Origin of the sequence: Roseibium sp. MMSF_3247, assembly GCF_030733765.1 — a bacterium.
Lineage (GTDB): Bacteria > Pseudomonadota > Alphaproteobacteria > Rhizobiales > Stappiaceae > Roseibium.
This window is the reverse complement of record NZ_JASHII010000001.1, coordinates 324,614-350,767: the sequence shown is the minus strand read 5'-3', so window position 1 is coordinate 350,767 and position 26,154 is coordinate 324,614. Positions and strand designations below refer to the sequence as shown.

Sequence of the window (26,154 nt, the reverse complement as noted above, 5' to 3'; positions counted from 1 at the left end):
AAAAACAAGCACACACTCACTATCTCCCAAAAACGCGCAAGGAAAGCCCCGCCGTGGCAACACGCCGCCAACACCATTTTGTGTTTTGCAGTTCAGGACACAGCTGCGGATCTTGGGTTCAATAGCGTTCAACCTCGTTGAGGCTCAGTGCTGCCACGTTTTCTTGCAAACGTCAGCGCGTTCAACGGAACAGCAACAAAGGCTCAGCATGCGTCTTAGCGATCAATTTGGATACGATCTCACCTTGACCAGCCCTGCAGCCGCAGAAGCATGGGACAAGACGGTTCTAGCGTTTCTGGCCCATGGCAAGACAACGCCCGCCCACTTGGAAACCTGCTTGACCGAAGAGCCCAATTTCGCTCTCGGCCATGCGACACGCGGACTGTTTTGTCTCCTGCTCGGCCGCAAGGAATTGGTTGAGACTGCGCGGGAATGCCTATCGATTGCTCGATCGTCTGCTGCAAATAGTTCCGTGACCGAGCGCGAAACCGCGGTGATTGAAGCGTTGGCTGCCTGGCTCAACGGATTCCCGAGCCGATCCGCAGATCTCCTGGATGCTGCCCTTTCGAAGGCGCCGCGCGATGCGCTGCTCTTGAAACTCGTGCATGCAATCCGGTTTGTCCTCGGCGATGCCACGGGGATGCGGTCCTCAATCGACGGCGTTTTTGATGCCTATGACCCGCAAAATCCTGCATTTGGCTACGTTCTTGGATGTCGTGCCTTTTCGCTTGAAGAAACGGGCGAATACCGGCTCGCTGAAGCTGCCGGTCGGCTCGGTCTCGAACATGCCCGCGACGATGCATGGGGACTTCACGCTGTCGCGCATGTTCATGACATGACAGGCCGAACCGAAGAGGGCGCCGGCTGGCTTGAAAACCATCCGGACGGCTGGGCGCATTGCAACAACTTCGGCTATCACGTTTGGTGGCATCTGGCGCTCATGTATCTCGATCAGGGTCAGGGCGACAAAGCCTTGATGCTGTATGACCGCGACATTCGGAAAGACAAAACAGACGACTATCGCGACATTTCGAACGCCGCTTCGCTGCTGGTGCGCCTTGAGCTGGAGGGGATCGACATCGGCAGCCGTTGGGATGAGCTTGCGCTGATTTCCGACAAACGCGCCGAAGATGGCTGCAACGTTTTTGCGGACTTGCATTATTTGATGGCCCTGTTGAACGGGGGCCGCCGAATGGGCGCCGACCGGCTCATCGCTGGTCTCAAGCAGCGCGCAGACCAGGAAACCGACATCGGGCACGTGTCATCTGAAGCTGGTCTGCCCGCTGGGCTTGGCCTGGAACAGTACCGAAAAGGCAACTATGCCTCAGCGTTTACACTGCTCACATCCGCCAGAAGCAACATGCCCCGGATTGGCGGGTCGCACGCCCAGCGCGATGTTTTTGAGCGGATAACAATTGATGCCGCCTTACGTGCCGGATTGTCTGTAGAAGCTGAGACCCTTATCAAGGACCGGTCCCGCAAACGCGGTGCGCTCGACCGGTTCGCGGAACAACGCCTTGAAACTTGCCAGAAAATGCGGCGCGCAGAAAAGGTGATGCAGGCCGATAGTCTGCGTGCAACGAACAGCTACTGACGGTTCGCCGGTGATCCGGCGGACGATTTCATCTACACTTGCCATGTGACAAACGTGACTTCCCAGCCTCATACCAAACGCCCCCGGGACCCGCGGCTCGACTTTTTCCGCGGGATCGGGATGTTCATCATCTATATTGCCCACGTTCCCTGGAATTGGTGGACGCTTTGGATTCCGGCGAGATTCGGCTTTTCCGATGCGACGGAAATGTTCGTATTCTGCTCCGGGATGGCATCGGCACTCGCGTTCGGCAAGATCTTCGATTTGCACGGCTTGGGGATAGGCGCTGCCCGCATTCTGCACAGGATGTGGCAAGTCTACTGGGCGCATATCGGTCAGCTTCTGGTAATTGCGGTCGGCTTGGTGATGGTGCACGAAAGCGGCTATTTACAGAGCTGCTGCGACCTCACCCAGGACTACGTTGTTTCCTTGAACCTGTGGCATCTGTTTAACAACACAGCCGTCGCATTGCCCGGCATCATGACACTGACGTGGGTGCCGAACTACTTCGATATCCTGCCCATGTATATCGTGATCCTGGCGCTTATCCCGGTGATCATGCTGGCATCGCGGATTTCGGTGAAGGCCGCTTTTGCAGTGTCGATCAGTCTTTGGCTGGCGTCGCAGTTCGACCTCTTGAGCCTGCCGGCGGAACCTTGGTCTGATCGGGAATGGTTCTTCAACCCATTTGCCTGGCAACTTCTGTTCTTTACTGGATTTGCGTTCATGCGCGGCTGGATACCGGCCCCTCCAGTGAATGCAAAGCTGCTGATCCTATGCACGGTAATCGTACTGGCAACGGTGCCCTTCGCATACTTCCGCGTATATGGCGAAGCGCACCTTAACTGGGTGTGGGCGCGGGAAGTCCGTGGATTCATCAAGCCGCTCTGGATCAAGACTGAGTTCGGCGTGCTGCGGTATATTCATTTCCTGGCACTTGCCTATCTTGCCTGGGCGGCGGCCGGCGAACATGGCAAATATCTTCTGGGTCATGGCAAACTTTGGGGCGGATTTGTGCGGGTCGTCCAAAAAGTCGGACAGCAGTCCCTCGCCGTCTTCATGGCTAGCCTCGTTGTCGCTCAAGCGGCTGCGATCCTGCGCGATATGGTCTGGGGCCGGGGTGAATGGATCCCGCAGATCCTTTCCAATCTTCTTGGGTTCGCCGCCCTCATAGCCGTCGCCTATGTCGTGTCCTGGTACAAGAGCGAGCCCTGGCGCAAACCTCCGGGAAAGGCGACACTCCAGCCGGAGTTCACGCGCCAACCAAATAAGCCTCCTGTAGCCGGTGACGGATCTCATGCAGCGAAGGATGCGGACAAGGTGCTTAACTGACAAGAAAAACCCGGAAGCAAGCTCCCGGGTTTTTCTTGATCAGGACGTGACGTCCAACAGGCCTCAGTTCAACGAGACCATTTCGAGTTCCTGCTCAAAGGCGTTGGCAAGTGCCGCAGCGCGGCTGTCCGCCAAGAGGATCGGCGTTCCATCCGCATTGAGGAGCGCATAGAGCGTCAAATCATCCTCTAGCGGCGGAACGTCCGGGAACATTTCTTTCAAGTCACCGGCTTTCACCGGCTTGATGTAAGCCACATCGCCCGTACCAAGTTCGCTCAGTTCGTCGACCGTCATGACTTCGGCGATGTCGTTGTCGTCAGCCCAGAAGGGTGAATTCGTGTTGTGCATCAGTGTTTCTCCATTTTGGTTATGCAGCGAGGGTCATTCGCCGCTGGAGATTTCTATTTTTCTTATGACACGTTCCGGCTCCGGTCGTGCCAAGTCGATGGACAGCAAGCCATCTTTCAAGTCCGCACCGAGTATTTCGATCCCCTCGGCGAGAACAAATGCCCGTTGAAACTGACGGGCCGCGATACCGCGATGGAGATATTGACGGGTCTTATCGTCAATCTGCCGGCCACGGATAACGAGCTGGCTTTCTTCCACCGAGACATCAAGCTGATCACGGGTAAACCCGGCCACAGCCAACGTAATTCTAATTACATCGCCCTGACTGTCGGTTTTCGGCAACCGTTCAATGTTGTAGGGCGGATAGCCGTCATTTGCGGCCTTAGACACACGATCAAGCACACGCTCGATATCATCAAACCCGAGCATAAACGGGCTGGAAAACGCTGACATGCGCGACATCCTCAAAGTCCTTGTCGAAGCGACCTTGCATCCGGACCCTTTTCGTAAGGCACCCGGACAGGAGCATCTTGCTCCCTTCATCATTAAATATGGAGATATGTTAAAATTGATTCAAGGACACTGCCGAATTCGGCTGTTTATGCTTTGTTTTCCAATGGCCGTACACAAGCTGGCTGCAACGTCAATTGGCTAAGAGGTCAGGGCGGTGAGTGACCGTTATTGCAAAAACCGCCTCTCGACTAAGTGGGGAGCGGCTCGCTCTTTACCAAGTCCGGCTCTGGCCTTCGCCCACCGACATCATATCAACAACACGAACCCTTGTTCTGATTTCCCTTTTTCGCCTTTCCTCCATGGGCTATCACTTCCCCCGCATTTGTTTTTCCTCTTAGTGATAGTCAGTTCTCATGAACCGGAACGAATTCGACGCTTACTGCAAAACGCTTCCCGCAACCACGAACGTCGTCCAGTGGGGCAATGCGTCCGTCTGGAAAGTTGGCGGCAAGATTTTCGCCATCTGTTCCGGCTGGGGCGAAGGCACCCACGAGAAATTCAGCTTCAAGTGTTCGGACATTTCCTATTCCCTCTTGATCCAACAGGACGGCGTCATTCCCGCCCCCTATCTTGCGCGGGCGAAATGGGTTCAACGGGAAGACGACAGCAGTATTTCGGACGATGATCTGAAAGCGTATATTTCGGCGGCGCACGAAATCGTAGCGCGCAAGCTCTCCAAAAGACTCCAGAAAGATCTTGGCCTTGCAGATTGATGCCACAGCAAAGTGGCGGTCCTTAGGCCTTCTGATGGTTGCCGAAATCGCGGCCATGAGCCTTTGGTTCATGTCTGCAGCCATCCTGCCGGATTTGACTCGCGAATACCCGATTTCCGAGTTCCGGCAGGCCGCTCTATCAAGTGCGGTGCAGATCGGCTTTGTTGTCGGGGCGCTGGCCTCGGCCCTTTTGGGACTTGCCGACCGCATTGATCCCCGCCGGTTTTTTGCGTTCTGCGCGATTACCGCCGCTCTTTTTAACGCCAGCCTGCTTGTCTCCGAACCAGGTGGAGTTGTTTCCATCTTGGCCCGATTTGCTACAGGAGCCTTGCTAGCAGGTGTTTATCCCGTGGGTATGAAAATCGCTGTTGGCTGGGGTCAAAAGGACCGCGGATTTCTGGTGGGAACCCTCGTCGGCGCCCTCACCTTCGGATCTGCAGCACCGCACCTCTTGGCGCTCCTTGGGGGAACCGACTGGCGCTGGAGCCTGACGGTTGCCTCGATCGCTTCGGCGTTAGGCGGGTTATTATGCCTTGCGACCACGCTTGGGCCGTTTCATGGCACAGCCCCAAGGATGGACATTAAGGCTGTGTTTTCTGCGTGGACGAACCGCAAAATCCGGTACGCTTACCTCGGCTATCTCGGTCACATGTGGGAGCTCTACGCGATGTGGGCCTGGATAGGGATCGCGCTGACCGTTTCCTTTTCTGCGCATATGGCGGCCGAGGATGCGGTTTCGCTTGCGCGTTTGATCGCTTTTCTTGCGATTGCAGCGGGCGGTGTCGCCTGCATTGCCGCTGGTGTTCTTGCAGACAAGGTCGGAAAGGCCAACATCGCGATCCTTGCGATGGCAGTCAGTGGAACGGCTGCTGTTTTAAGCGCCATCACCTTTGGCGGCCCAGTCTGGCTGACAATCCTCTGCGTCTTGATCTGGGGCGCGGCCATTTTGCCTGATTCCGCACAGTTCTCAGCCCTCGTCGCGGATTTTGCGCCTGCCGAACAGGCCGGAAGCCTGATGACCTTCCAGACCGCACTTGGCTTTGCGTTGACTTTCCTGACTGTCCAGGTCACGCCCATGCTTGCGAACGGTATTGGTTGGCCCGCAGTTTTTGGGATCATGGCAATCGGACCAGCGATTGGCATTGCCGGTATGCTGAGACTGAAACGGCTCGCACCGGAAAGTTAAGCCTTTCTTCACAACACGGCCTGTGCCGCGTCTCTCACTTCGTAGGCAACAGACGGAGTGTAACGCATGGACACAACGAGTGGACGGGGCATCGACGTTTCCCATTACCAAGGGACGGTCAATTGGGCAGGTGTTGCTGCGGACGGAACTGAGTTTGCCATGATCAAGGCCAGTGAAGGAGAGAGTTCACCGGATCCGATGTTCTTGTCGAATTGGGCCGGGTGCAAGAACAACAGCGTAAAGTGCGGCGCTTACCACTACTTCCTTCCGACAGACTGTTTCTTGAAACAGGCAGACCTTTTGATCCAGCAGTTGAGATCCGCGGGCTATGATCCAACCGCCGATTTGCCGCCGGCGATAGACTGTGAGGATATGGAAGGCGTCTCTGCTTCCACATACATCTATGCTTTAAAAGAGCTTCTCCAAAGCCTGAAGACGCAACTCAAATGTAACCCGATGATCTATGTCTCCCCGGCGTTTTGGCAGGGGTTGGGCAGTCCCGACTTCTCCGATTATCCGTTGTGGGTCGCGAATTACACAACGGCGAGCGCGCCCGAGATTCCCTCCCCTTGGAAAACCTATGCCATCTGGCAGTACTCGGACGACGGCACGGTGGGTGGCATTGCAGGGGATGTCGATCTCGATCTCAGCAATCCAGGGGCTGGTGTTTCACCAGAACCAAAACTGAACTGGTTCTAGAGACCTAATTGGAACCGTCAGCCGTCCGGCATTTGAAGATCGAACTCTTGATACCCAAAATCCTGACCGTTGATACGCAAGCTCACGGCCTGTGTGCCGCCGTAGTAGGTCCGTGTCGTGATCGGTCGGATCGGATGAAAACGGGAAAGCCGGTGAACGGTGCCGGGTTCCAATGTGGCTTTCGTCCATTTGAATACTTTCGGCGCCAGTTTGCCGTTGGCCTTTCGAAAGTGCAGCACATAGTCAATGATCAGATCCTGAGACCTCATTGCTGTCGATTTCAACGCAGCCGAAAAGGACAATGAACTGCCGAAGCGGATCTTCCCCGTTTCAATGCTCAAGTCTGCGAGTTCAATTTCTGGCGCGTTGAGACCAAAAGCGCGCAAGGCCGGTTCATAGCCACTTTTGATCAAAGACCGGCAGGCATGCCGAACTAACTTCTCCCGCTGTGGCGTAGCATCTTTGAGCCAGTTAGCCGCGATGTCACTCACCAATGCCGGATGATCCTTTGCGATATCGTTCAGATGGTTAGCGACAGACCGGCGCACATACTCTTCCGGGTCGTCTTTCAAGGCCTCTAGCAACGGCAAGGTCGGTGTTGGATCCTCAATCAACTGATTTAGCCGCATGCCCCAGGGCAATCGCGGACGTGTGCCCTCAGAGACCAGACGCCGGACATGCACGTTGGGATCCTCTGTCCAAGGTGTCATGATGGAGAGCGCTCTTTCCTGGTCTTTTGCCAAAAAGGGCCGGACATCGAATTCGGCAGTCGCCCGCTTGGTCATTTCCTTCATGAGATCGAACGAAGCGTCAAAGTCATTCAGACCGGAGTCAGAAACAATCATACCCAGCGGCATCATGCCCCAGCCGCAGATCCCGTTCTCGTCGCTGTCCCGATCGACCGCGCCCTCCGGATCGGAATGAAGAAGCGAGCGCAAGATCGAAAACCGGCTCTCGAGCGCGTCAGGCAAATGCTTCGTGGTGACATCTGCAATAAGCCGGGCTCTCTGCTTCAGTTCAAGTTGCTGCAGTTGGCCCAGAATTTCCCTTTCAAAGGCCGTTTTTTGAAACCCAACAATGGTCCGGTCAAGATGGCTGGCCAGACACTGAACAAACTCCGGCGAGATTTTGTTTTTGAAGGGTTCCAAGTGCAGCTCCTGTTCTTCTGAAGAGCCTACATCGCATGATGACTGTGGTTGTTCCAGCCGACACTCCAGGGCTCCTGACAAGTACCGTCAGGAGCGCACTATTCTGGTTCATTTGCCGCCAGATGGTGATCGCTCAAAGCTTTCAGCCCGCACGCGCTGTTATCCTTACCATCATCCATTTACACAATAACAATTCCGGTCTGCCTCACTTATGTTGGGTAACAGAGCAGCAGGTCTCGCAATCTGAACCAGCTGAAAAGCTTCAACAATCGAGATGGCGTTTATCTCACGCCAAGCACAGAACCATGTCGGCCACTTTTGAATTTTTGTCAGTCCCAATCCTGAAGGCCGCGTACCTGGCTGTGTCAGTTTTGATCACCTCTGTTTCGGTGACCGGAATAGCGCAAGCCGACCCCATTACAATCTTCACGACCGAGCTGGACGGACACCACCAACCGGATGCCCGTGGCCGGTATGATCAGATTGTTTTGTCCGCCGCCCGGCAGCAAAACCTGCAAGTAGACTTCCGCTTCATGCCGCCGGCCCGCGCGATCCTCCAGTTCTCCAGATGTGAAGACTGCTGCGTCAGTCCTTGCAATCAAGACCCCGAGATCAGCCATTGCCCCGGCGCTACACTTTCGGATGTGTGGGACAAAGTGGAGCTTCACGCCTTTTCACTCAGACCTGACGCTCCAGATCTCGCAATCGACAATCTCAAAACTCTTGATGTCGGAGCTATTCAGGGAATGCCGCTGGGGACCAGGGTCGAAACCAACCTGACTGATATTCGGCGGGTCGACACACCCCGCGCAGCGGTCAACATGCTGACACTTGGCAGACTTGATGTGTTTTTGGGGTGGATACCTGAAACACTTGTCTACTTTAGGGTCAACGACATACCTGTGCCGAACTACGACGCAAAGAACCCTTTGAAAAGCGTCCCGATCGGTATTGCCTGTAAGGGATCGCAATCCCTTCGGCTCATTGACGCCGTCAACACTTACCTGCGCCAGGCGCCGCAGACCTCCGGGACCGAACCAATCAGTTCCTCAAATCCGGACGGGTAGAAAACCTGACATTCATTTGTCGTGCCGTGCTACCGGAACCTCGACAGCAACGGAGTGCCAAATAAAAAACCACCCCGATTGCTCGGGGTGGTTTACTCGAGGCAGGCCGACCCTCGTATTGCCGCCTGCCTCAAAAACGGTTCGATTTAGTCGATCCGTTTGCCGGTCTCAGCGTCAAAGAAATGAACGTTTTCCGGAGCTGCCGCGAGATACATGGTCTCGCCCGGTTCATGACGCGCATGGCTGGAGACGCGGATCACGATTTCCGGTCCGCCATCTTCGAAGCTCGCATAGACATAGCTTTCGGCGCCAACCGGCTCCAACACGTTTACTTTGACTTCAAGTCCAATGCCGTCACCGGAATGCGGACCTTCTACAACGGTGAGATGCTCCGGACGGATCCCGATCTTGTAGGCGTCCTTGCCCTTGGTGTTCGCGCCCGAAAGACCGGAACCCGCTTTCAAGGCCAAACCTGATCCGTTTGCTGCAACGTCCAAGAGGTTCATTGCGGGCGAGCCAATGAAGCTCGCCACAAATGTGGACGCAGGCTTGTCATAAACGTCGATCGGAGCTCCGATCTGTTCGATGTTTCCACCGTTCAACACCACCAGCCGATCAGCCAAAGTCATGGCCTCGAGCTGGTCGTGGGTCACATAGACGCTGGTGGTGCCGAGCGACCGCTGCAGACGCTTGATTTCAACACGCATCTGGACACGCAACTTGGCGTCCAGATTGGAAAGCGGCTCGTCAAACAGGAAGGCGGCCGGTTCGCGGACGATCGCCCGGCCCATGGCCACGCGCTGACGCTGGCCGCCCGACAGAGCCCGCGGCTTGCGATCCAGATAGTCGCCGATCTCAAGGATCCGTGCGGCTTCCTTTACCCGGCGGTCGATTTCCGCCTTGTCCATACCCCGGTTCTTCAGGCCATAGGCTAGGTTGTTGTAGACCGACATGTGCGGATAAAGCGCATAGTTCTGGAACACCATGGCAATGTCACGGTCGGCCGGATCGACGTTGTTGACCAGCCGATCGCCAATCTTGATTTCACCGGTGGTGATGTCCTCAAGACCGGCAACCATGCGCAATAAAGTGGACTTGCCGCAGCCGGACGGACCGACAAGCACGATGAACTCGCCATCGGCGATGTCGATGGAAACGCCCTTAACCGCTTCCACATTGCCCGCATAGACCTTACGGACAGTGTCGAGAGTAATCGTTGACATTCAAAACCTCACTTATCGCTCTCGACGAGCCCTTTGACGAACCAGCTCTGGAAGATCACCACGATGAGAACGGGCGGCACGATGGCCAGGATGGCAAGCGCCATCGCCTCATTCAGCGCCGGGATCTGTGCGCCAACCCAGACCTGCATGATCTGTTTGATGCCGCGAACCAGCGTGAACAGGGATTCTTCTGTGGTGATCAATGTCGGCCAGAGATACTGGTTCCAGCCATAAACGAACATGATGATGAAGATGGCCGCGATCATTGTTTGTGACAGCGGCACCAGGATATCCTTGAAGAACTTCCAGGGACCTGCGCCATCGATCCGGGCCGCCTCCAAAAGCTCGTCGGGGACGGACATGAAGAACTGACGGAAGAAGAAGGTGCCGGTCGCAGATGCGATCAACGGAACAATCAGGCCGGTGTACGTGTTCACCAGACCCAGCGACTGAACGATCTCGTAAGAAGGCAAGATGCGCACTTCCAGAGGAAGCAGCAGCGTCGCGAAAATGATCCAGAAGCAGAAAGTTGCCATTGGAAACCGGAAGTAGACGATCGCATAGGCCGCGATCATCGAAATGATGATCTTGCCGATGGCAAAGCCGAACCCAAGGATCATCGAGTTCATCAGCATGACAAACCCGTCGACTTCCTTGGTAAACCCGCCGGCACGGAACAGAACCGTCTCGTAGTTTTCCAGGAACTTGTCACCCGGAAGGAACTGGATGCCTTCCTTGTAAATGGTGATAGCGTCGTGCGTGCTGGTCATGAATGCAAGCGCAACGGGCGTTACCATGAAGAAGACACCCAAGAGCAGGATCACGTGATCCAGAATTTGAACTTTTCTCATCTCTCGCCCCTCAGGTGTAGTGAACGCGTCGTTCGATCAGCCTGAACTGAACGACGGTAAGTATGAAAACCAGCACCATCAGAATGACCGACTGCGCGGACGACCCGCCAAGATCATTGCCACGGAAACCATCAAGGAAGACCTTGTAGACGAGGGTTACAGGGTTGTTGCCCGGCTCCTGTTTCACAATGATGTCGACGATACCGAACGTGTCGAAGAACGCGTAGGTGATGTTGATGATCAACAGGAAGAACCCGGTCGGCGCGAGCAGCGGGAACGTGACGGTCCAGAACCGGCGGAAGCTGGACCGGCAATCAATGCTGGCAGCCTCTTGAACCGACTTGGAAATGCCTTGAAGGCCGGATAGGAAGAAGATGAAGTTGACCGGAACCTGTTTCCAGACCGCTGTTACGGTCATAGCAAAGCTCGTGTCGAAGTAGTCGACCCCGATCTGCATTTCCCAACCGAAAAGCGCAAAAAACTCCACGATTGGTCCCACGTGCTGGTCGAACAGCATCACGCCGATCAGACCCGCAACCGGAGGCGCAACCGCGTACACCCACATCAGAAGCGTCTTATACGAGGAGCCTCCCCGCAAGACCTTGTCGGCCTTCACGGCTAGAAGCAACGCGATTCCGAGGGAGAGGAAGGTTACAAAGAAGGTAAAGACAGCCGTGAAACGCGCCACACGGCCATAATCCGTTGAGGTTACGGTATCGACGAAATTGTCGAAGCCGACAAATGTTGCGCCGAAGCCAAAGGGGTCTTCCAGATAGAAGGAAGACTGCACGGCTTCTGCGGCCGGCCAGAGGAAGAAGACTGTTACGATTACCAGCTGCGGTAAAAGCAGCATGTAGGGAACCCATCCAGTCTGAAATTGAACTTTTTTCATCACGTCACCGCAACGGAGAAAGCGGGTCTCCAGAAATCTGTCGACCCGCCATCAGCCCTAAAGAACGGGGACGCGTGTTCTGCGTCCCCGCATAGATTCGTCAGCCTTAGTTGCTGGTGGTCTTGGCGAAACGCTCAAGAAGCTTGTTGCCGTCAGCTTCAATGTTCTTGAAAGCGTCTTCAACAGTGGTTTCACCGGCAAGGATCCGACCGTATTCACGGTTCATGATGTCGCGGATCTGGACGTAGAAGCCCATGCGGTAGCCTTTGGTCCACTCACCACCTGGGAGGGTCAACTGCTTGATACCAACTTCAGCGGCCGGGTTGCGGTCGTAGTGACCGTCTTTCTTGGCGAGGTCGTATGCAGCATTTGTGATCGGCACATAACCGGTTTCACGGTGCCACATGTACTGGACTTCCGGTGAAGTCAGGTACTCGAAGAAGGAAGCAACACACTTGTTTTCTTCTTCCGGCTTGCCGGCCATTGCGAACAGAGCGCCGCCGCCGATGAACGTGCCGGTGCCTGCGCCTTCAACTGCATCCCAGTAAGGCAGGTATGTCGCAGAGAACGGGAACTCAACGGTCTTCTGGATACCACCGAAAGAGCCCGAAGAACCGAGCCACATGGCGACTTTGCCTTCGTTGAACGGTGTCTGGTTGTCGCCCCAGCCTGTGCCGTAATAACCGAAAAGACCATCGTCGAGCCAGCCTTTGACAGCGGTGAAGTGGTTCTTGATCGGCTCACCGAACACCAGTTGAGTGCCTTCAGCACCATCAAAACCGTTGTTGTTCGTTGCGAACTGCAGGTTATGGCGGGACTTGAAGTTCTCTGTGAAGATCCACGGCAGGTGAGACTGAGCGAGCGGCACATAGCCAGCTTCTTTCAGCTTCGGTGCGATTTCCTGGAATTCTTCCCAAGTCTTCGGAGCTTCAACACCGGCTTTTTCGAGAGCTTCTTCGTTCACGTACAGGATCGGCGTGGACGAGTTGAACGGCATGCCGATCATCTTGCCTTCGCTGTCTGCGTAAAAGTTGCGGACGCCTTCGATGTAATCTTCGCTGTTGAACTCAACACCGGCGTTTTCCAGGATGTCCTGTGCCGGAACGACAGCACCCTTGGCGCCGATGATCGTTGCTGCACCAGCATCGAACACCTGCAGGATGTTCGGCTGCTCACCTGCGCGGAACGCGGCGATGCCGGAGGTCAAGGTCTCTTCATAAGTGCCCTTGAAGACCGGAGTGATCTGACAAGCATCCTGAGAAGCGTTGTAGTTTTCACCGATTTGGTTGACCACTTCACCGAGATGGCCGCCATGGGCAAACCACCAGGAGATTTCGGTCGCCGCGTACGACGCGGAAGAGGTACCCAGAAGGGCCGCAGCAGCTACGAGGCTGGCGACTGTCTTACGGTAAGCCATATTGTTTGCTCCCATCTAGCAGGGCTGGCCGCCCTGATCAGCAGTTGGTTTGTCATGGCGCTGACGGCTTCTTCAACGCCAAAAGGATAACGCCTGCGTTTCGTATTGTTTTCATATGAACGTTATATGACGCTCATATGAACATTAAACGACGGCTTGAGACCTGCTGCAAGAGGGAAGTGCTCAGAAACGACAATTCTTGCGACGCCTAAGCTTTCGGTTGTATTGATCAAAAACCACGCCTCATGGCGTAGTAATGGAAAGCGGCGGCTCCCCGCAGAGGTCTCGCCGTTTCAAGCCGTCAGATTTTCTGCGCAAATATAGGGAGTTATACGTAGATTGCCGAAGACCTTAATTAGGAGCTTCGAAACAATTGCGATCTCAACAGCCCGCTGTTGAGCAACCACGCTACTGTTGCAGGGACTGCTGATTTATTTGCTGGCAAACGACTGAATCAACCGACATCACAAAGAGTTTGATTTCAATCGCCATCAGACGATCAGATGAACTGAAGAGCAATCGCGGCAACCACGATGTACCGGACCGTTTTCGCAATCGCCACCAACAAAAAGAATCGCCACAGGGGCTCCCTGAACACACCAGCGACGAGCGTTACCGGGTCTCCAACAAGAGGCGCCCAACTGATCAACAAACTCCAGTAGCCATACTTCTCATACCAGTGCTGCGCTTTGGCATACCATTTCGACGCCTTCCCGGAATGCTCTGCGGGACGGGCAAACCGGATCAGTCCCAGACCGATGGCCCAATTCACAACCGATCCAAGGGTGTTACCAACACTGGCAACTGCAATCAGAGCCACCAGGTCTTCCGGGTAGTTGGTCACCAGATAGACGAGCCCCAACTCCGATTGAGCCGGAAAAAACGTTGCAGCAAGAAAAGAAGATAGGAACAGCGCAATCATCGTGCGCCGCGATATAAGTCACTTCGCTTCAGAAGCAACCGCTCAACGGGGTCAGGTAGTGTAAATTGGTAGAGAAAATGGTGGAGCCTAGGGGAATCGAACCCCTGACCTCTTCGCTGCCAGCGAAGCGCTCTCCCAGCTGAGCTAAGGCCCCATTTATGTCCGGGAACGTCGGGATCGCTCCGGCTGATGGAGGCGGAACATAGTCGCACCTCCTGGCAAGATCAAGCGGAAATTTGAATGATTTCAGCCTGCCCTTGTGGAAAAGGCCGGGAGCGCAAAAAACACTTCCCGGCCAGTCACTTAACGATCAGGATCGTCGTCTACTTCAACCCGGATACCCGGAACAGCTTCATCGTCTTCATCGTCTTCATCAATAAAGACGTCATCATCGGCGCTGTCGTCATCATCAAGTTCAACATCATCGCCATCGATGTCCGGCACATCATCATCGCCGCCTTCGGCTTCCGCGTCGGCTTCTTCCAGCGTTACGATTTCCGGAGCCGCTGCATCGTCTTCGTCTTCATCATCTTCCGGCTTTTCTTCAACCTTGGCGGCTTTCGCCGCGCGAGAGGTCATTACAGCCTCGAAGATCGTCCCGCATTTCGGGCAGGTAATCGGATCGCGGTTAAGATCGTAATATTTGGCGCCGCAGCCCGGGCACAGCCGCTTTGTGCCAAGTTCAGGTTTTGCCACTGTGCTCACCCTTCATAGCTTGGATGGTCGATTTGGAAATTTGAGTTCGCCGCCCTTAGCGCTAACTCAGGGCCGATGTCAAAGCCAAATCGCCGTTTTTTCTTTTCGGTTCCACTTTTCTGCACGATGCGTGGCAAATTTCAAGCAGGCTCACTGCATCCATACACATAAAGGATTGTTATCTGGCGCTAATGGATGACGCAGCCGCCCTTGCGTGATAGGACGTGGCACCTTTTGACAACCTAACAAGCTTGCGGACAAACATAATGTCACACACTTCCGCACCTGTTCCGCTCACTTCAGCGGCAGGCAGCCCGCTGAAAGGCACCATTCGCGTGCCGGGCGACAAATCCATCTCCCACCGGTCCTTGATGTTTGGCGCCCTTGCCGTTGGCCGCACCACAGTTCAAGGCCTTTTGGAATCTGAAGACGTTCTTGCCACCGCCGATGCCATGCGGGCCGTCGGTGCCAAGATCGAAAAACAGGACGACGGCTCCTACACCGTCGACGGGATCGGCCTCGGCAGCCTTTTGGAGCCAGAAGGCGTTATTGATTTCGGCAATGCCGGAACCGGCGTGCGCCTGACGATGGGCATTTTTGGCAGTCACAACATTGCAGCAACCTTTGTTGGAGATGCGTCTCTCTCCAAACGGCCGATGGGCCGTGTTCTTGATCCGCTGCGTGAGATGGGGACCAACGTGATTGCCCGCGATGGCGATCGCCTTCCAGCGTCGATCCGTGGTGCAGAACAAGCTCTGCCGATCACTTACCGCGTTCCGATGCCTTCAGCTCAGGTGAAATCCGCTGTGCTTCTAGCCGGTCTCAATGCGCCAGGCGTCACAACGGTCATTGAACCGATTGCAACACGGGATCACACGGAAAAAATGCTGAAAGGCTTCGGCGCAGACATTTCCGTGTCTTTGAATGAAGCCGGAGAGCGGGTAATCAAGCTCACCGGGCAGCCTGAACTGAAGCCACAGGACATCGATGTTCCGGCTGATCCGTCATCCGCCGCATTCCCGATTGTTGCCGCTTTGATCGTACCGGGCTCTGATGTCACGATCGAGAATGTCATGCTGAATGAACACCGCACCGGCATCATCACAACGCTGATCGAAATGGGCGGTGATATCGAACTCCTCAACAAGCGCAGCGCTGGCGGCGAAGAGGTCGCCGATATCCGCGTCAAGCACAGCCTGCTGAAGGGAATTACAGTTCCTGCCAAACGCGCACCGTCCATGATCGATGAGTATCCGGTTTTGGCAATTGCTGCTGCGTTTGCTGAAGGCGACACCTTCATGCTGGGTCTTGAGGAGCTGCGTGTAAAGGAATCCGACCGGCTTGCAGCTGTTGCCCGTGGCTTGGAGGCCAACGGCATACCTTGCGTTGAAACCGAAGACACTTTGACTGTCACTGGCGGTGCTTCCGATATCGGCGGAGGTACGGTTGTAACCCATCTTGACCACCGGATCGCCATGTCGTTCCTGATCCTCGGTATTGCAGCACATAAACCTGTGACGGTGGATGACGGCGCGGTGATTGCGACCAGTTTCCCGACCTTCACGTCGTTGTTTGAAGAGCTTGGCGCAAAGATCTCTGCAAACTCGAGTGAGGCCGCATGATTATTGCAATCGACGGTCCGGCCGCCTCAGGAAAGGGCACCCTTGCACGGCGGCTCGCCGAACATTTCGAGCTGCGCCATCTGGATACGGGCCTGACGTACCGGGCCGTGGCTGCCGCACTCTTGGCGAAGGGGTTGCCTCTGGGGGATGAGAGTGTTGCGATTGAAATCGCGCAACATCTCGATCTTGCTCAGATGGACAAGTCGGTTCTGTCCGCTCATGAAATCGGCGAAGCAGCATCCCGGATAGCCGTCCTCGGTGGCTTGCGGGAGGAGTTGGTCAACCTGCAGCGCAAGTTTGCCGAAACTCCTCCGGGGGCCGTTCTGGACGGTCGGGATATCGGCACGGTCGTCTGCCCAAATGCAACCGTAAAGCTGTTTGTCACGGCCAGCCCGGAAGCAAGGGCGCGGCGCCGGACACACGAAATGATCTCCAAAGGCAATGAGGCAAATTATGCCTCAGTCCTGGACGATCTGAAGCGCCGCGACGAACGGGATAGCCAAAGAACCGTGGCTCCGATGAAACAAGCGGACGATGCGGTCTTGCTTGATACGACGGAAATGGATATAGAAGCAGCGTTCAAAGCGGCTGTGGACATCGTTTCCAAAGCTGCATAGGCATCAGATGATGCGGGGCTCACTCCAGAGTGTGCCCCTTTTTGCGCATCTAGGCCGGAACCCGCCCTCAGGGCCTTTTGTTCAGAAATGGACACAATTTTTCGGCAGGACACGCGTGTGGCCTGTGACGAGACCGGATTTTCTGTTTCTCGCCCCGCCGGCCCGCTTGATTAAAGCGGAAGAACCAGACGAAACGTCGGTTCCGGGAGGCAGAAGCTCCGGAGTGCAACACCAACCCGCCGGCGGCGCGCCAAAAGGCGCTAGGAGTATCTATGTCTGATTTTAATCCCTCCATGGAAGACTTTGCGGCTCTTCTCGAAGAGTCCTTCGTCCAGAACGACCTTTACGAAGGTGCTGTTGTCAAAGGCACCGTCGTCGCTATCGAAAAAGACCTGGCCGTCATCGACGTTGGTCTGAAAGTTGAAGGCCGCGTGCCGCTGAAGGAATTCGGTGCCAAAGGCCGTGATGGCGAAATGAACGTCGGCGACGAAGTCGAAGTTTACCTGGAGCGTGTCGAAAACGCCCTCGGCGAAGCTGTTCTGTCGCGCGAAAAAGCGCGCCGCGAAGAGAGCTGGGTTCGCCTGGAAGTGGCTTTCGAAGCCAACGAAAAAGTCAACGGCCAGATCTTCAACCAGGTCAAAGGCGGCTTCACCGTCGATCTGGATGGCGCTGTTGCCTTCCTGCCGCGTTCGCAAGTGGACATCCGTCCGGTGCGCGACGTCACTCCGCTGATGCACACACCGCAGCCGTTCCAGATCCTGAAGATGGACAAGCGCCGCGGCAACATCGTTGTGTCCCGCCGGGTCGTTCTGGAAGAAACCCGTGCCGAGCAGCGTTCGGAACTGGTCCAGAGCCTGGAAGAAGGTCACACTGTCGAGGGTGTCGTCAAGAACATCACCGACTACGGTGCGTTCGTCGATCTCGGCGGCATCGATGGCCTGCTGCACGTCACCGACATTGCGTGGCGCCGCATCAACCATCCGTCCGAAGTCCTCACGATTGGTCAGACCGTCAAGGTTCAGATCATCCGCGTGAACCAGGACACACACCGTATCAGCCTTGGCATGAAGCAGCTTGAAGCTGATCCGTGGGATGGCATCGAGGCCAAGTACCCGATCGAAGCCAAGTTCAACGGCCGCGTAACCAACATCACCGACTATGGTGCATTCGTCGAACTGGAGCCGGGCATCGAAGGTCTGATCCACGTTTCCGAAATGTCCTGGACCAAGAAGAACGTCCATCCGGGCAAGATCGTTTCCACTTCTCAGGAAGTCGAAGTGATGATCCTGGAAGTCGACCCGGTCAAGCGCCGCATCTCTCTCGGCCTCAAGCAGACCCTGCAGAACCCGTGGGATGCGTTCGCTGAGCAGTTCCCGATCAACACCGAAGTTGAAGGCGAAGTGAAGAACAAGACCGAATTTGGTCTCTTCATCGGTCTCGACGGCGACGTTGACGGCATGGTTCACCTGTCCGATCTGGACTGGAACCGTCCGGGCGAGCAGGTCATCGAAGAGTACAAAAAGGGCGACATGGTCAAGGCCATCGTTCTTGACGTTGACGTTGAGAAAGAGCGCATCTCTCTCGGCATCAAGCAGCTCTCTGGCGACCCGATGGAATCCGGTGCTGCTGGCGAAATCCGTAAGAACTCGATTGTCACTTGTGAAGTCATCGAGATCAAAGACGGTGGCCTGGACGTGAAGATCGCAGATAGTGATCTGACTGCATTCGTTCGCCGCGCTGACCTTTCCCGTGACCGGGACGAGCAGCGTCCGGAGAAGTTCTCTGTCGGCGACAAGTTCGATGCACGCATCACCCAGTTCGACAAGAAGACCCGCCGTGTTTCCGCCTCTATCAAGGCGCTGGAAATCGCAGAAGAGAAGGAAGCTGTCGCACAGTACGGTTCTTCCGACTCCGGCGCGTCCCTCGGCGACATCCTGGGTGCTGCTTTGAAGCAGCAAGGTGACGACTAAGTTACCTGCTTCTTTTCCGGAAGCTAAAACGCGAAAGCCCGGCAGCGATGCCGGGCTTTTTTGTTTGTTGCTGTGTGGCCAGAACGTTCAAGAGATCCGGTCAACTCGGATCATTGAACGATCGTCAGACGACCGTCCTTCTTTGCGCCGGTCTCCGGACCGACGGCTCCAGTCTTGCGAATGTGGGATATCACTTCGTTCCGGTAAACGAGGCCAGTGTGTTCAAACGGCAGCTGACGCACGTCAAAGCTCGCAATATTGCCCGGAACATCCGCACCGATCGGCTTGCCGTTCCAGGTTTCACCGAAGGCGCCCAAAGCGATGTAGGTGTTGAAAGCAACTCGGAAGGTTTTGTCCAACTGCTCATCCAATGGCTTGCCCTGGACCGTGATATCAACAGCCCGCGCATCCGCTGCCGTCGCTCCAAGTGCGATCTTGTAGCGCAGATCCTTAGAGAAATGCAGGAAGCCGCGCGACACAAAGCCCTTCATATCAACGTTTTCCGCTTCTTCAGGGCGCAGAAGACGCTTGGCATTGTTGTTGAGCATTTCCTTAAGCTGAGCGCCGGTCATGGTCGCAACATGCACCGCATCCGCATACGGCATGACGTCATACCAGCCTCTGAAGGTCAGATCGCCCTCGGCGATACCGGCTGACAATCCGGTTGCATTAAAGATTGCAAGATCCACCGGGCCACCAGGGTAGGCCTTGGACGCCTCAACCAGCGCATCGTTCATGTAGTTCGCAAGCGCGACTTCACCAACATAGCGGTCAGCAAACGTTTCTTCCGAGGTCAGGCCCTTATCGTCAGACACCCGTCCAATTACTCCCGCCAGTTTGGTATCCAGCGCCTTGATCATCGGAGCGATATGCGCTTCCTCGAATGCTTGATCGTAGTCTTCAGGCTGTTCGAGAGAGGCAAACTTAGGATCGTCCGCCGCCACACGCTGGTCGCGCTTCTTGGTCGGGTGCAAACCGACGGAAGTGAACCAGCCTTTGCGCCCCTGATCCGCTGCGATCGACATGGCGACATCGCCCAGAAACTTGCCGTGGGCATTGGCCTGGGTGATCAGGACGCCGTTGACGACATTGTCGGTGTTGATGCCACTTTCGTTCAGCGTTGTGTGCGAATGACCGCCAATCAGGACCACCGGCTTGTCGGTCAGCCGGCCAACGGCATCCGCAATTGCAAAGTCGCCTTCTCCGATTGTGCGGGATGTTGCAGCTTTACCGCTCTTGTGTTGATCGCCGCCATAGCCGCAATGCGATAGCACAACAATGACATCACAGACTTCGGAGAGTGCCGGGGTCAAGTTGCGGGCGGCATCCACCGGGCTCGCAACGGCAAGATCCGGATCATCCGGCTGGCCAACACGGGTATCAACCGTTGTTGTCAGACCGATGAAACCCACCCGAAGGCCTTTCACTTCGGCAATGGCCGCGGCCACGTAGTCTTCGTCACGCGCTATATGCTTCGAGCCATGAGTGTTGGCTGACAGGACCGGGAAGTCGGCATCGGTATCGATACCCAACTTCAGAAGTTCCGCACCCCGGTCAAATTCGTGATTGCCAAGGACGGCGATGTCGACACCGGCGGCGGAATTCGCCCGGTAACCCGCATCGGCAACAAACTCCTCCGGGGCCCACCCCATCAGTTCATCAAAGATCGAACCGGTGTGGTCGTCGCCGGCAGACACGAAAAGAACGATCTCGTCCTCTTTTGCCGCGCCGCGGATGTCTTTGACCATCTTCACGATTTGGGAGAACCGGTGCGTGTCGCCCCGTTTGCCATGCATTTCTGTCAAGTGATTGTGCATGTCATTGAAATGCAGAACCCGAAGTATGCGCCGCTCACCATCTTCAAGCGCCGGCATCGGGACAGGATTGCCTTCTTCGGTCACGATCTTACCGATCGGCCCTGCAAGCGGATCGCCTTTCAAAAGAAACAAGCGCTCGAATACCCCGTTCGGGTTTGGCTGAGCTGGAACCATGGCGAGTTCACCGGGTCCAGCCTTGGCATGGGCACGGAAGGAAACAATGGATGGGACAAGCGCCGTGCCGGCGACGACAGCCCCAGTTTTCAAAAATGAACGGCGCGACGGCCCAGATGAAACCGGGTTCGACATAATAACCTCCTTGGCCGGATCGGCAGAATGGATTGGAAAGGACGCGTGTCCTCTTCCACGGCCAAGTGTCAGCAAAATGAATAGCCTGATAAGGATCTTTGGTGTGTCGGCGCGGTCAATTCCGGCCATCGTCACGCGATGCAAAGACTGACGCAGCGTTTCCCGGGACTATCGGAAAAACAAAATCTTACGGGCTTTTGGCGAAGGCTAAGACCGCGGTGCTTCCGGCACTTCTGCCGGTGTCTGCTCAAGTGTTTCTTCCATGAAAAAGTAAAAGAGAATGAGACCGATCACGGCAATTCCGGCGAGAAAGCCGAATGCAACGGAGTAGCTGGTGAACTGAACCACATATTCCGCCGCAATGTTGCTAAGGCTTGCTCCGATGCCGACCAGCATCGCCAACACACCCTGGGCGAGGTTAAAGCGCCCTGATCCGTTTGTGATGTCTGCAAGGATTAGTAGAAAGAGGATCGCAAATATACCGTTTGCAACACCATCCAATGCTTGGACGGCAACCAGTGCATACGCGCTATCTAACTGGCTGAAGAGCAGGCCACGGATTGGCAGAACAAGAAATGCAATTAGAAACAAAGGCTTGCGCCCCCAAACATCTGCTTTCTTGCCACAAAATAGAGCCATGACGATCATGACCAGCTGCGCCGCGATCACACACGCCGCGGTAAAAGCAATTCCATGTTCCGCATCGCTCTGCGCCGAGAGTTTTTGGCTAACTAGGGGCAACATTGCAGCGTTCGCGAAATGGAAAAGAAAGATACAGGCCGCAAACACGACAAGGCGGCGATCTTCAAAAAGGCTCAGTATGCTCTCCGGTTTTGCATCGCCGGAGACTTCCTCATCGATGCCCCCTCGTGCCAGATCATGGTCAATCGAGTGCCGGTCGATCATCAGGGCACAGATAATCATCCCGAACGCCATGGCCGCAACGAGCCAGAAGACCCCCAGCGCTGACCATGTCAAAGCAAGAACTAAGGCCAATGCGGCGGCGATCATATTGCCCGCATGGTTCCAGGCCTGATTTGAACTCATCTGCCTGGTAAAATGCGCATGTCCGACGATGCCGAGTGTCAAAGCAGCCATCAACGGCCCGAGAAATGCCGATGCCGACCCGATCAGTATCTGCGCGACGTAAACGGCCGCTGTATCGTTGAACGCAAGGATCGAGAGCGTACTCACGGCGATTGCGAGCGCACACCCAATCAACAGCGTCCGTTTCCAAGTCACAGTATCGATGATGGCGCCTGCCGGAGCTTGCATTGCCACTGTGGCGAGGCTGCCGGCCGCAAGGGCCACGCCGATCGCGCCTGGCGACCAATGCTGAAGTGTAAGTAGGTAGATTGCCAAATATGGGCCAATCCCGCCGACAACGTCGCCCGCAAAAAAATTGACACCCAGAAGCGGACGATTCAGTTGCATCGACTTTGTCTCCAACAAGCCCTTGAACCGTAGTACACCCGCGCGCAAGATAAAAAGTAAATTCGAACTATTTATTCAGCGGCAATTCGGAGATCCACTGGGAATGTCATTTAGCTTAGCCGTATCAATTGCTGTTTTTATAGCGATTGCGATCAGACAGTGGCTTCCTGAGTGGATAAAGATCTGGCAAATCATGAGCGCTGGCGCGGTTGCTGTTTTAATCACCGGGAACCTGGCGCCCACAGAAGCTTTCAATGCAATCGACTGGAATGTTATTGCGTATTTGTTCGGAGTTTTCGCGATCTCTCACGCCTTGTTCGCGTCAGGGATCTCTGAGAAGGTGAGCAACAAGATCTGCACGCCCGGCAGGTCAATCCCGCTAATACTGTTACCCTTCATCTTGTTTGTGACCGCCATCTCAGCGGTTCTAACCAATGATGCTGCGGCGGCAATTGGCACGCCGATCGCCATCGCGATTGCGGCACGGCTTCAGATCAAAGCCTCCCTCCCGCTGATCGCCCTGTGCGTTACAGTCACCATCGGCAGCATGTTCTCGCCTGTCGGCAACCCACAAAACCTGCTGATAGTGGCCGATGGACACTTCGATAACCCGGTTGGAACGTTTTTGATATGGCTGGCGCCTCCAGCAATCGTATCACTCGCCTTCACCCTGCTCTGGTTTTGGTATCGGCTGAAGACGGAAGAGACCGGAGAGGCACCAGAGGCGGTCACCCCAAAAGATGTGACCGTTCACCCGGCACCGGCTCTCATTTCCACAGCCTTGTTGTCGGTACTCGTCATCCTGGACAGTGTTGCCGGCGGAGCAAGCTGGTTTCCAGACCTGCCGCTGGGTTTGATCAGTCTGATCGCTGCAATCCCTTTGTTCGTTCTGTCTTCAAATCGTGTGCAGATCCTCAAGGAGGTTGACTGGCACACGCTGATCTTTTTCGTGGCCATGTTCATTGTGACGGGAGCTGTTTTGAAATCCGGCGTGCTGCAGGAATGGCTGAGCCCCTGGCGCCACCAACTGGGTGATCCGCTCTTGCTCAGCTCCATTGCATTTTGGGGCAGCCAGCTTTTTTCGAATGTTCCTTTGGTCGAGATCTATCTCAACCTGCTGGAAAAACACGATGTCGCAGTGTTGATGTTGCTATCCGGTATCTCCACACTTGCGGGCAATCTCTTCATCATCAGCGCGGCGAGCAATGTCATAATCATTCAGCAGGCTGAAAAACACGGCATAAAACCATTTCAGTTCTGGCAGTTCACAGCGACGGTTTTACCCGTGACTATTGTCTCACTCATAGTCTGTTATGGCTGGGTTGCACTGATGCGCGTGCTTCTGAACGGTGGAAGTTAGCTTTGAGCAGGTTACTGCGAGCGGACATGACCTTTACTCCTGACACCGCGATGCCTAGGTTTGATGACAAGAGACGAGCACCTGCAGCAGATTGCGGCCTCAAAACCCACCCCAAGACAGAATTGCGATACGCCTCATGACCGAAGCCAAACAGGGCGATACGGTGCAACTTCACTACAAGGGAACTCTGGACGACGGGTCCGTTTTCGACAGTTCAGAAGGCCGCGAGCCGCTCGAATTCACCGTCGGTTCCGGCCAAATCATCACGGGGCTCGACCGCGAGATCCCGGGCATGAAGGTCGGTGACGAAAAAACCGTCACGATCGCAGCCGAAGATGCGTACGGGCCACACAATCCGGATGCTCAGCAAACAGTGCCGCGGACGCAGATCCCGGAAAATGTTCCGCTGGAAATTGGAATGCAGCTGCAAGGTCAGACCGCGGACGGCCAGGTGATGAGTGTTGTGGTCGTGTCATTTGACGACGACAACGTTGTACTGGACGCAAACCATCCGCTTGCTGGCAAAAACCTCACATTCGCGATCCAGCTGACGGGCATCAATTGAGATAAGGCGGTAAATTCGCCTTATTCAACCCCTACGTATTGATCCAGTGTTTGCAATTTGGGTGCCTCGGGCCTAGGGTCCGAGCCACTTGGATTGTGATGATAAATTTGGAGTTTTTCGCGCAATGGCGATGGATGTCGATGCATTGGTTGATCGCAGGCGTTTGCGGCGGAAGGTGACATTCTGGCGGGTGGCAACGTTTCTTGTCGCCGCCTTGGTTCTGATCGGCGGCCTGGTGTATTTTGCGGGCGCTGCGAACATGTCGAAACGGTCTGCCCACATCGCGCGCATCCCGATTGAAGGCATGATCCTGGAAAACCGTAAAACTCTGGAGATGCTGGAGAAGATCGGTAAATCCGACGCTGTGAAGGGCGTGATTGTCTCGATCAATTCTCCCGGCGGCAGTACAACCGGAGGCGAAGCGATTTACATCGCCTTGCGCAAACTCTCGGAGAAAAAGCCCGTTGTTGCCGAAATGCGGACAATCGGGACCTCCGCAGGGTACCTGATCGCCATGTCTGCTGATCATATTGTCGCCCGATACAACACCATCACCGGCTCGATCGGTGTCCTCTTCCAATTCGGCAACTTTGAAAAGCTGCTTGAAACCGTCGGCGTTTCCATGGAAGCGGTCAAAAGCGCGCCACTCAAAGCCGAACCGGATTTCTATTCTCCTGCTACACCCGAAGCCAAAGCGATGTTGCAGGCAATGGTGACTGATTCCTACAATTGGTTTGTCGACATCCTCGCTGAGCGCCGAGACCTGGACAAATCGAAAGCCCTTGAACTTGCCGACGGTCGTGTTTTGTTGGGTCAACGAGCCCTTCAGGAGAAGCTCGTAGACGCCATTGGCGGTGAGGAAACGGCGGTATCCTGGCTCGAAACGGAAAAAGGCGTTGCCAAAGACCTTCCGGTCATCACCTGGACAACAACAGAGAGCATCGAAGAACTGCCATTTGCGTCCCGGGTCTCCCGGGAAGTCGGCAAAGGCTTCGGTTTGGCTGTCTTGGAGCCACTAAATGAGGCTAAAGGGCTGATTTCTCGGGACCTTATGCTTGACGGGCTCGTGTCGGTTTGGCAGGCTCCAGTGGCGGCAAACAAAAAACCGTAATCGAGGGGGCTCTTCATGATCAAATCAGAGCTTGTTCAGCATATTGCCGAACAAAATCCACATCTCTATCAGCGGGATGTCGAAAACATCGTCAATGCGATTCTTGATGAGATCACTGAAGCGCTGATGCGCGGAGACCGCGTTGAACTCAGAGGTTTTGGGGCCTTTTCGGTCAAAAACCGCCCTGCCCGGATCGGGCGCAATCCACGAACCGGCCAAAAGGTGGAAGTGGATGAAAAACATGTTCCGTTCTTCAAAACCGGCAAAGAAATGCGTATACGGTTGAATGATGGTGTCGACCACGGGGACGACTGAGTCCCCTCAAGGTTGCCTCATCGCCGCAATCGCGTTTTGCTCAGACCGTCAGGGAGACTGCTTTGACCCGCTTTATCAAGAACTTGATCTTGCTCGCCATTGCAGTTGTTCTCGTTCCCTTATCCGTTGCCAATCGGCACACGGTTTCCCTGGCCCTCAATCCGTTTGATCCGCAAGACCCACGCTTGACGATCCCGGATATCCCCTTGTTCTGGATCATCTTTGCAGGCCTTGGCTGCGGCATTATCGTCGGTGGCATCGGGGCCTGGGCGAAGCAAGGCCGCTGGCGCAAGGAAGCCCGTGTCAAACGCCGCGAAGCTGACAAGTGGCACAAGGAAGCCGATCAGCTGCGCGAACTAACCGCAGACGGACAGGGCAGCTCTGCGGCCGCAAGCCTGCCACGGCCGGGCAACCGCACCGCCGCATAACCGCT

General features: G+C 55.4%; 26 protein-coding genes and 1 tRNA gene. 15 read left to right on the top strand and 12 right to left on the bottom strand.

Annotated features, from left to right (window positions below; translation table 11 throughout):
* Positions 1-208: 208 nt before the first annotated feature.
* Together RBB44_RS01515 and RBB44_RS01510 are read left to right on the top strand one after the other, a co-directional pair.
* A complete protein-coding gene (locus RBB44_RS01515; protein ID WP_306148119.1) occupies positions 209-1,594 on the top strand; it encodes a tetratricopeptide repeat protein in 1,386 nt (461 codons plus the stop codon).
* 120 nt (positions 1,595-1,714) lie between these two features.
* Positions 1,715-2,926, top strand: a complete 1,212-nt coding sequence (locus tag RBB44_RS01510; protein ID WP_371932262.1) for an OpgC family protein — start codon at positions 1,715-1,717, stop codon at positions 2,924-2,926.
* 63 nt (positions 2,927-2,989) lie between these two features.
* On the opposite strand, the gene RBB44_RS01505 is transcribed toward RBB44_RS01510, so the two are convergent.
* Together RBB44_RS01505 and RBB44_RS01500 are read right to left on the bottom strand one after the other, a co-directional pair.
* The gene (locus tag RBB44_RS01505) at positions 2,990-3,274 is read right to left on the bottom strand and encodes a DUF1150 domain-containing protein (RefSeq protein ID WP_133949052.1); all 285 of its coding nucleotides are present in this window, start codon (positions 3,272-3,274) and stop codon (positions 2,990-2,992) included.
* Between the two features lie 33 nt (positions 3,275-3,307).
* On the bottom strand, positions 3,308-3,736 hold the full coding sequence (locus tag RBB44_RS01500) for an Hsp20 family protein (RefSeq protein ID WP_133949054.1): 429 nt from the start codon (positions 3,734-3,736) through the stop codon (positions 3,308-3,310).
* Between RBB44_RS01500 and RBB44_RS01495 the strand changes: the two genes are divergently transcribed.
* From RBB44_RS01495 to RBB44_RS01480, 4 genes are all read left to right on the top strand, one after another.
* The gene (locus RBB44_RS01495; protein WP_306148346.1) at positions 3,726-3,929 is read left to right on the top strand and encodes a hypothetical protein; all 204 of its coding nucleotides are present in this window, start codon (positions 3,726-3,728) and stop codon (positions 3,927-3,929) included. The two genes, RBB44_RS01500 and RBB44_RS01495, sit on opposite strands and share 11 nt — an antisense overlap.
* A gap of 211 nt (positions 3,930-4,140) precedes the next feature.
* Positions 4,141-4,500 (top strand): MmcQ/YjbR family DNA-binding protein, encoded by a 360-nt coding sequence (locus tag RBB44_RS01490; RefSeq protein ID WP_306148117.1) that lies wholly within the window; start codon positions 4,141-4,143, stop codon positions 4,498-4,500.
* Positions 4,484-5,686: an MFS transporter gene (locus RBB44_RS01485; protein WP_306148116.1), complete on the top strand. Its 1,203-nt coding sequence runs from the start codon at positions 4,484-4,486 to the stop codon at positions 5,684-5,686. Before RBB44_RS01490 ends, RBB44_RS01485 begins: the two co-directional genes overlap by 17 nt.
* Positions 5,687-5,752: 66 nt before the next feature.
* Positions 5,753-6,385, top strand: coding sequence for a glycoside hydrolase family 25 protein (locus RBB44_RS01480; protein ID WP_306148115.1), 633 nt, complete (start codon positions 5,753-5,755; stop codon positions 6,383-6,385).
* A gap of 17 nt (positions 6,386-6,402) precedes the next feature.
* Here the strand turns inward: RBB44_RS01480 and RBB44_RS01475 are convergent, their stop codons facing one another.
* The gene (locus tag RBB44_RS01475) at positions 6,403-7,533 is read right to left on the bottom strand and encodes a DNA alkylation repair protein (RefSeq protein WP_306148114.1); all 1,131 of its coding nucleotides are present in this window, start codon (positions 7,531-7,533) and stop codon (positions 6,403-6,405) included.
* A 305-nt stretch (positions 7,534-7,838) separates the two neighbouring features.
* Here RBB44_RS01475 and RBB44_RS01470 point away from each other — a divergent pair, with 305 nt between their 5' ends.
* Positions 7,839-8,600 carry a hypothetical protein gene (locus tag RBB44_RS01470; RefSeq protein WP_306148113.1) on the top strand — a complete coding sequence of 254 codons (762 nt, stop codon included), beginning with the start codon at positions 7,839-7,841 and terminating at the stop codon, positions 8,598-8,600.
* Positions 8,601-8,746: 146 nt separating this feature from the next.
* Here RBB44_RS01470 and RBB44_RS01465 read toward each other — a convergent pair whose 3' ends face one another.
* The 7 genes from RBB44_RS01465 to RBB44_RS01435 all read right to left on the bottom strand — a co-directional run bounded on the left by RBB44_RS01465 (position 8,747) and on the right by RBB44_RS01435 (position 14,601).
* Complete coding sequence (locus RBB44_RS01465) at positions 8,747-9,823, bottom strand: sn-glycerol-3-phosphate import ATP-binding protein UgpC (protein ID WP_306148112.1); 1,077 nt, start codon at positions 9,821-9,823, stop codon at positions 8,747-8,749.
* Between the two features lie 8 nt (positions 9,824-9,831).
* Positions 9,832-10,674 (bottom strand): sn-glycerol-3-phosphate ABC transporter permease UgpE, encoded by an 843-nt coding sequence (gene ugpE, locus RBB44_RS01460; RefSeq protein WP_133949066.1) that lies wholly within the window; start codon positions 10,672-10,674, stop codon positions 9,832-9,834.
* Between the two features lie 10 nt (positions 10,675-10,684).
* A complete protein-coding gene (locus RBB44_RS01455; RefSeq protein WP_133949068.1) occupies positions 10,685-11,566 on the bottom strand; it encodes an ABC transporter permease subunit in 882 nt (293 codons plus the stop codon).
* A gap of 106 nt (positions 11,567-11,672) precedes the next feature.
* Positions 11,673-12,983: an extracellular solute-binding protein gene (locus tag RBB44_RS01450; RefSeq protein WP_133949070.1), complete on the bottom strand. Its 1,311-nt coding sequence runs from the start codon at positions 12,981-12,983 to the stop codon at positions 11,673-11,675.
* A gap of 499 nt (positions 12,984-13,482) precedes the next feature.
* Positions 13,483-13,905: a YqaA family protein gene (locus RBB44_RS01445; protein ID WP_133949072.1), complete on the bottom strand. Its 423-nt coding sequence runs from the start codon at positions 13,903-13,905 to the stop codon at positions 13,483-13,485.
* Between the two features lie 78 nt (positions 13,906-13,983).
* Positions 13,984-14,059: transfer RNA gene (locus tag RBB44_RS01440), tRNA-Ala, on the bottom strand.
* A gap of 149 nt (positions 14,060-14,208) precedes the next feature.
* Positions 14,209-14,601, bottom strand: a complete 393-nt coding sequence (locus RBB44_RS01435; RefSeq protein WP_306148111.1) for a TIGR02300 family protein — start codon at positions 14,599-14,601, stop codon at positions 14,209-14,211.
* A 266-nt stretch (positions 14,602-14,867) separates the two neighbouring features.
* On the opposite strand from RBB44_RS01435, the gene aroA reads away from it, so the two are divergent.
* The 3 genes from aroA (at position 14,868) to rpsA (ending at position 18,810) form a co-directional block, all read left to right on the top strand.
* Positions 14,868-16,223, top strand: a complete 1,356-nt coding sequence (gene aroA, locus RBB44_RS01430) for a 3-phosphoshikimate 1-carboxyvinyltransferase (RefSeq protein ID WP_306148110.1) — start codon at positions 14,868-14,870, stop codon at positions 16,221-16,223.
* Complete coding sequence (cmk, locus tag RBB44_RS01425) at positions 16,220-16,840, top strand: (d)CMP kinase (protein WP_306148109.1); 621 nt, start codon at positions 16,220-16,222, stop codon at positions 16,838-16,840. Before aroA ends, cmk begins: the two co-directional genes overlap by 4 nt.
* A gap of 272 nt (positions 16,841-17,112) precedes the next feature.
* Positions 17,113-18,810: a 30S ribosomal protein S1 gene (gene rpsA, locus RBB44_RS01420; RefSeq protein ID WP_209172203.1), complete on the top strand. Its 1,698-nt coding sequence runs from the start codon at positions 17,113-17,115 to the stop codon at positions 18,808-18,810.
* Between the two features lie 110 nt (positions 18,811-18,920).
* Here the strand turns inward: rpsA and RBB44_RS01415 are convergent, their stop codons facing one another.
* Positions 18,921-20,936, bottom strand: a complete 2,016-nt coding sequence (locus RBB44_RS01415; RefSeq protein WP_306148108.1) for a bifunctional UDP-sugar hydrolase/5'-nucleotidase — start codon at positions 20,934-20,936, stop codon at positions 18,921-18,923.
* A 207-nt stretch (positions 20,937-21,143) separates the two neighbouring features.
* The gene (locus RBB44_RS01410; RefSeq protein WP_306148107.1) at positions 21,144-22,370 is read right to left on the bottom strand and encodes an MFS transporter; all 1,227 of its coding nucleotides are present in this window, start codon (positions 22,368-22,370) and stop codon (positions 21,144-21,146) included.
* Between the two features lie 22 nt (positions 22,371-22,392).
* On the opposite strand from RBB44_RS01410, the gene RBB44_RS01405 reads away from it, so the two are divergent.
* The 5 genes from RBB44_RS01405 to RBB44_RS01385 all read left to right on the top strand — a co-directional run bounded on the left by RBB44_RS01405 (position 22,393) and on the right by RBB44_RS01385 (position 26,149).
* On the top strand, positions 22,393-23,730 hold the full coding sequence (locus RBB44_RS01405) for an SLC13 family permease (protein WP_306148106.1): 1,338 nt from the start codon (positions 22,393-22,395) through the stop codon (positions 23,728-23,730).
* 136 nt (positions 23,731-23,866) lie between these two features.
* The gene (locus tag RBB44_RS01400) at positions 23,867-24,295 is read left to right on the top strand and encodes a peptidylprolyl isomerase (protein ID WP_133949084.1); all 429 of its coding nucleotides are present in this window, start codon (positions 23,867-23,869) and stop codon (positions 24,293-24,295) included.
* A 124-nt stretch (positions 24,296-24,419) separates the two neighbouring features.
* Complete coding sequence (gene sppA, locus RBB44_RS01395) at positions 24,420-25,406, top strand: signal peptide peptidase SppA (RefSeq protein WP_306148105.1); 987 nt, start codon at positions 24,420-24,422, stop codon at positions 25,404-25,406.
* A 15-nt stretch (positions 25,407-25,421) separates the two neighbouring features.
* A complete protein-coding gene (locus RBB44_RS01390; RefSeq protein ID WP_008191762.1) occupies positions 25,422-25,721 on the top strand; it encodes an integration host factor subunit beta in 300 nt (99 codons plus the stop codon).
* A 62-nt stretch (positions 25,722-25,783) separates the two neighbouring features.
* Complete coding sequence (locus tag RBB44_RS01385; RefSeq protein ID WP_306148104.1) at positions 25,784-26,149, top strand: DUF1049 domain-containing protein; 366 nt, start codon at positions 25,784-25,786, stop codon at positions 26,147-26,149.
* Positions 26,150-26,154: the final 5 nt, after the last annotated feature.

Excerpts from the sequence above, each read along its gene's own strand:
- RBB44_RS01510 (WP_371932262.1), top strand. The coding sequence starts at position 1,715 with ATGTTCATCATCTATATTGCCCACGTTCCCTGGAATTGGTGGACGCTT.
- aroA (WP_306148110.1), top strand. The coding sequence starts at position 14,868 with ATGTCACACACTTCCGCACCTGTTCCGCTCACTTCAGCGGCAGGCAGC.
- RBB44_RS01445 (WP_133949072.1), bottom strand. The coding sequence starts at position 13,905 with ATGATTGCGCTGTTCCTATCTTCTTTTCTTGCTGCAACGTTTTTTCCG.
- RBB44_RS01400 (WP_133949084.1), top strand. The coding sequence starts at position 23,867 with ATGACCGAAGCCAAACAGGGCGATACGGTGCAACTTCACTACAAGGGA.
- ugpE (WP_133949066.1), bottom strand. The coding sequence starts at position 10,674 with ATGAGAAAAGTTCAAATTCTGGATCACGTGATCCTGCTCTTGGGTGTC.
- cmk (WP_306148109.1), top strand. The coding sequence starts at position 16,220 with ATGATTATTGCAATCGACGGTCCGGCCGCCTCAGGAAAGGGCACCCTT.
- RBB44_RS01390 (WP_008191762.1), top strand. The coding sequence starts at position 25,422 with ATGATCAAATCAGAGCTTGTTCAGCATATTGCCGAACAAAATCCACAT.
- RBB44_RS01500 (WP_133949054.1), bottom strand. The coding sequence starts at position 3,736 with ATGTCGCGCATGTCAGCGTTTTCCAGCCCGTTTATGCTCGGGTTTGAT.
- RBB44_RS01465 (WP_306148112.1), bottom strand. The coding sequence starts at position 9,823 with ATGTCAACGATTACTCTCGACACTGTCCGTAAGGTCTATGCGGGCAAT.
- RBB44_RS01415 (WP_306148108.1), bottom strand. The coding sequence starts at position 20,936 with ATGTCGAACCCGGTTTCATCTGGGCCGTCGCGCCGTTCATTTTTGAAA.
- RBB44_RS01505 (WP_133949052.1), bottom strand. The coding sequence starts at position 3,274 with ATGCACAACACGAATTCACCCTTCTGGGCTGACGACAACGACATCGCC.
- RBB44_RS01450 (WP_133949070.1), bottom strand. The coding sequence starts at position 12,983 with ATGGCTTACCGTAAGACAGTCGCCAGCCTCGTAGCTGCTGCGGCCCTT.
- RBB44_RS01470 (WP_306148113.1), top strand. The coding sequence starts at position 7,839 with ATGTCGGCCACTTTTGAATTTTTGTCAGTCCCAATCCTGAAGGCCGCG.
- sppA (WP_306148105.1), top strand. The coding sequence starts at position 24,420 with ATGGCGATGGATGTCGATGCATTGGTTGATCGCAGGCGTTTGCGGCGG.
- RBB44_RS01495 (WP_306148346.1), top strand. The coding sequence starts at position 3,726 with ATGCGCGACATCCTCAAAGTCCTTGTCGAAGCGACCTTGCATCCGGAC.
- RBB44_RS01455 (WP_133949068.1), bottom strand. The coding sequence starts at position 11,566 with ATGAAAAAAGTTCAATTTCAGACTGGATGGGTTCCCTACATGCTGCTT.
- RBB44_RS01515 (WP_306148119.1), top strand. The coding sequence starts at position 209 with ATGCGTCTTAGCGATCAATTTGGATACGATCTCACCTTGACCAGCCCT.
- rpsA (WP_209172203.1), top strand. The coding sequence starts at position 17,113 with ATGTCTGATTTTAATCCCTCCATGGAAGACTTTGCGGCTCTTCTCGAA.
- RBB44_RS01410 (WP_306148107.1), bottom strand. The coding sequence starts at position 22,370 with ATGCAACTGAATCGTCCGCTTCTGGGTGTCAATTTTTTTGCGGGCGAC.
- RBB44_RS01490 (WP_306148117.1), top strand. The coding sequence starts at position 4,141 with ATGAACCGGAACGAATTCGACGCTTACTGCAAAACGCTTCCCGCAACC.
- RBB44_RS01480 (WP_306148115.1), top strand. The coding sequence starts at position 5,753 with ATGGACACAACGAGTGGACGGGGCATCGACGTTTCCCATTACCAAGGG.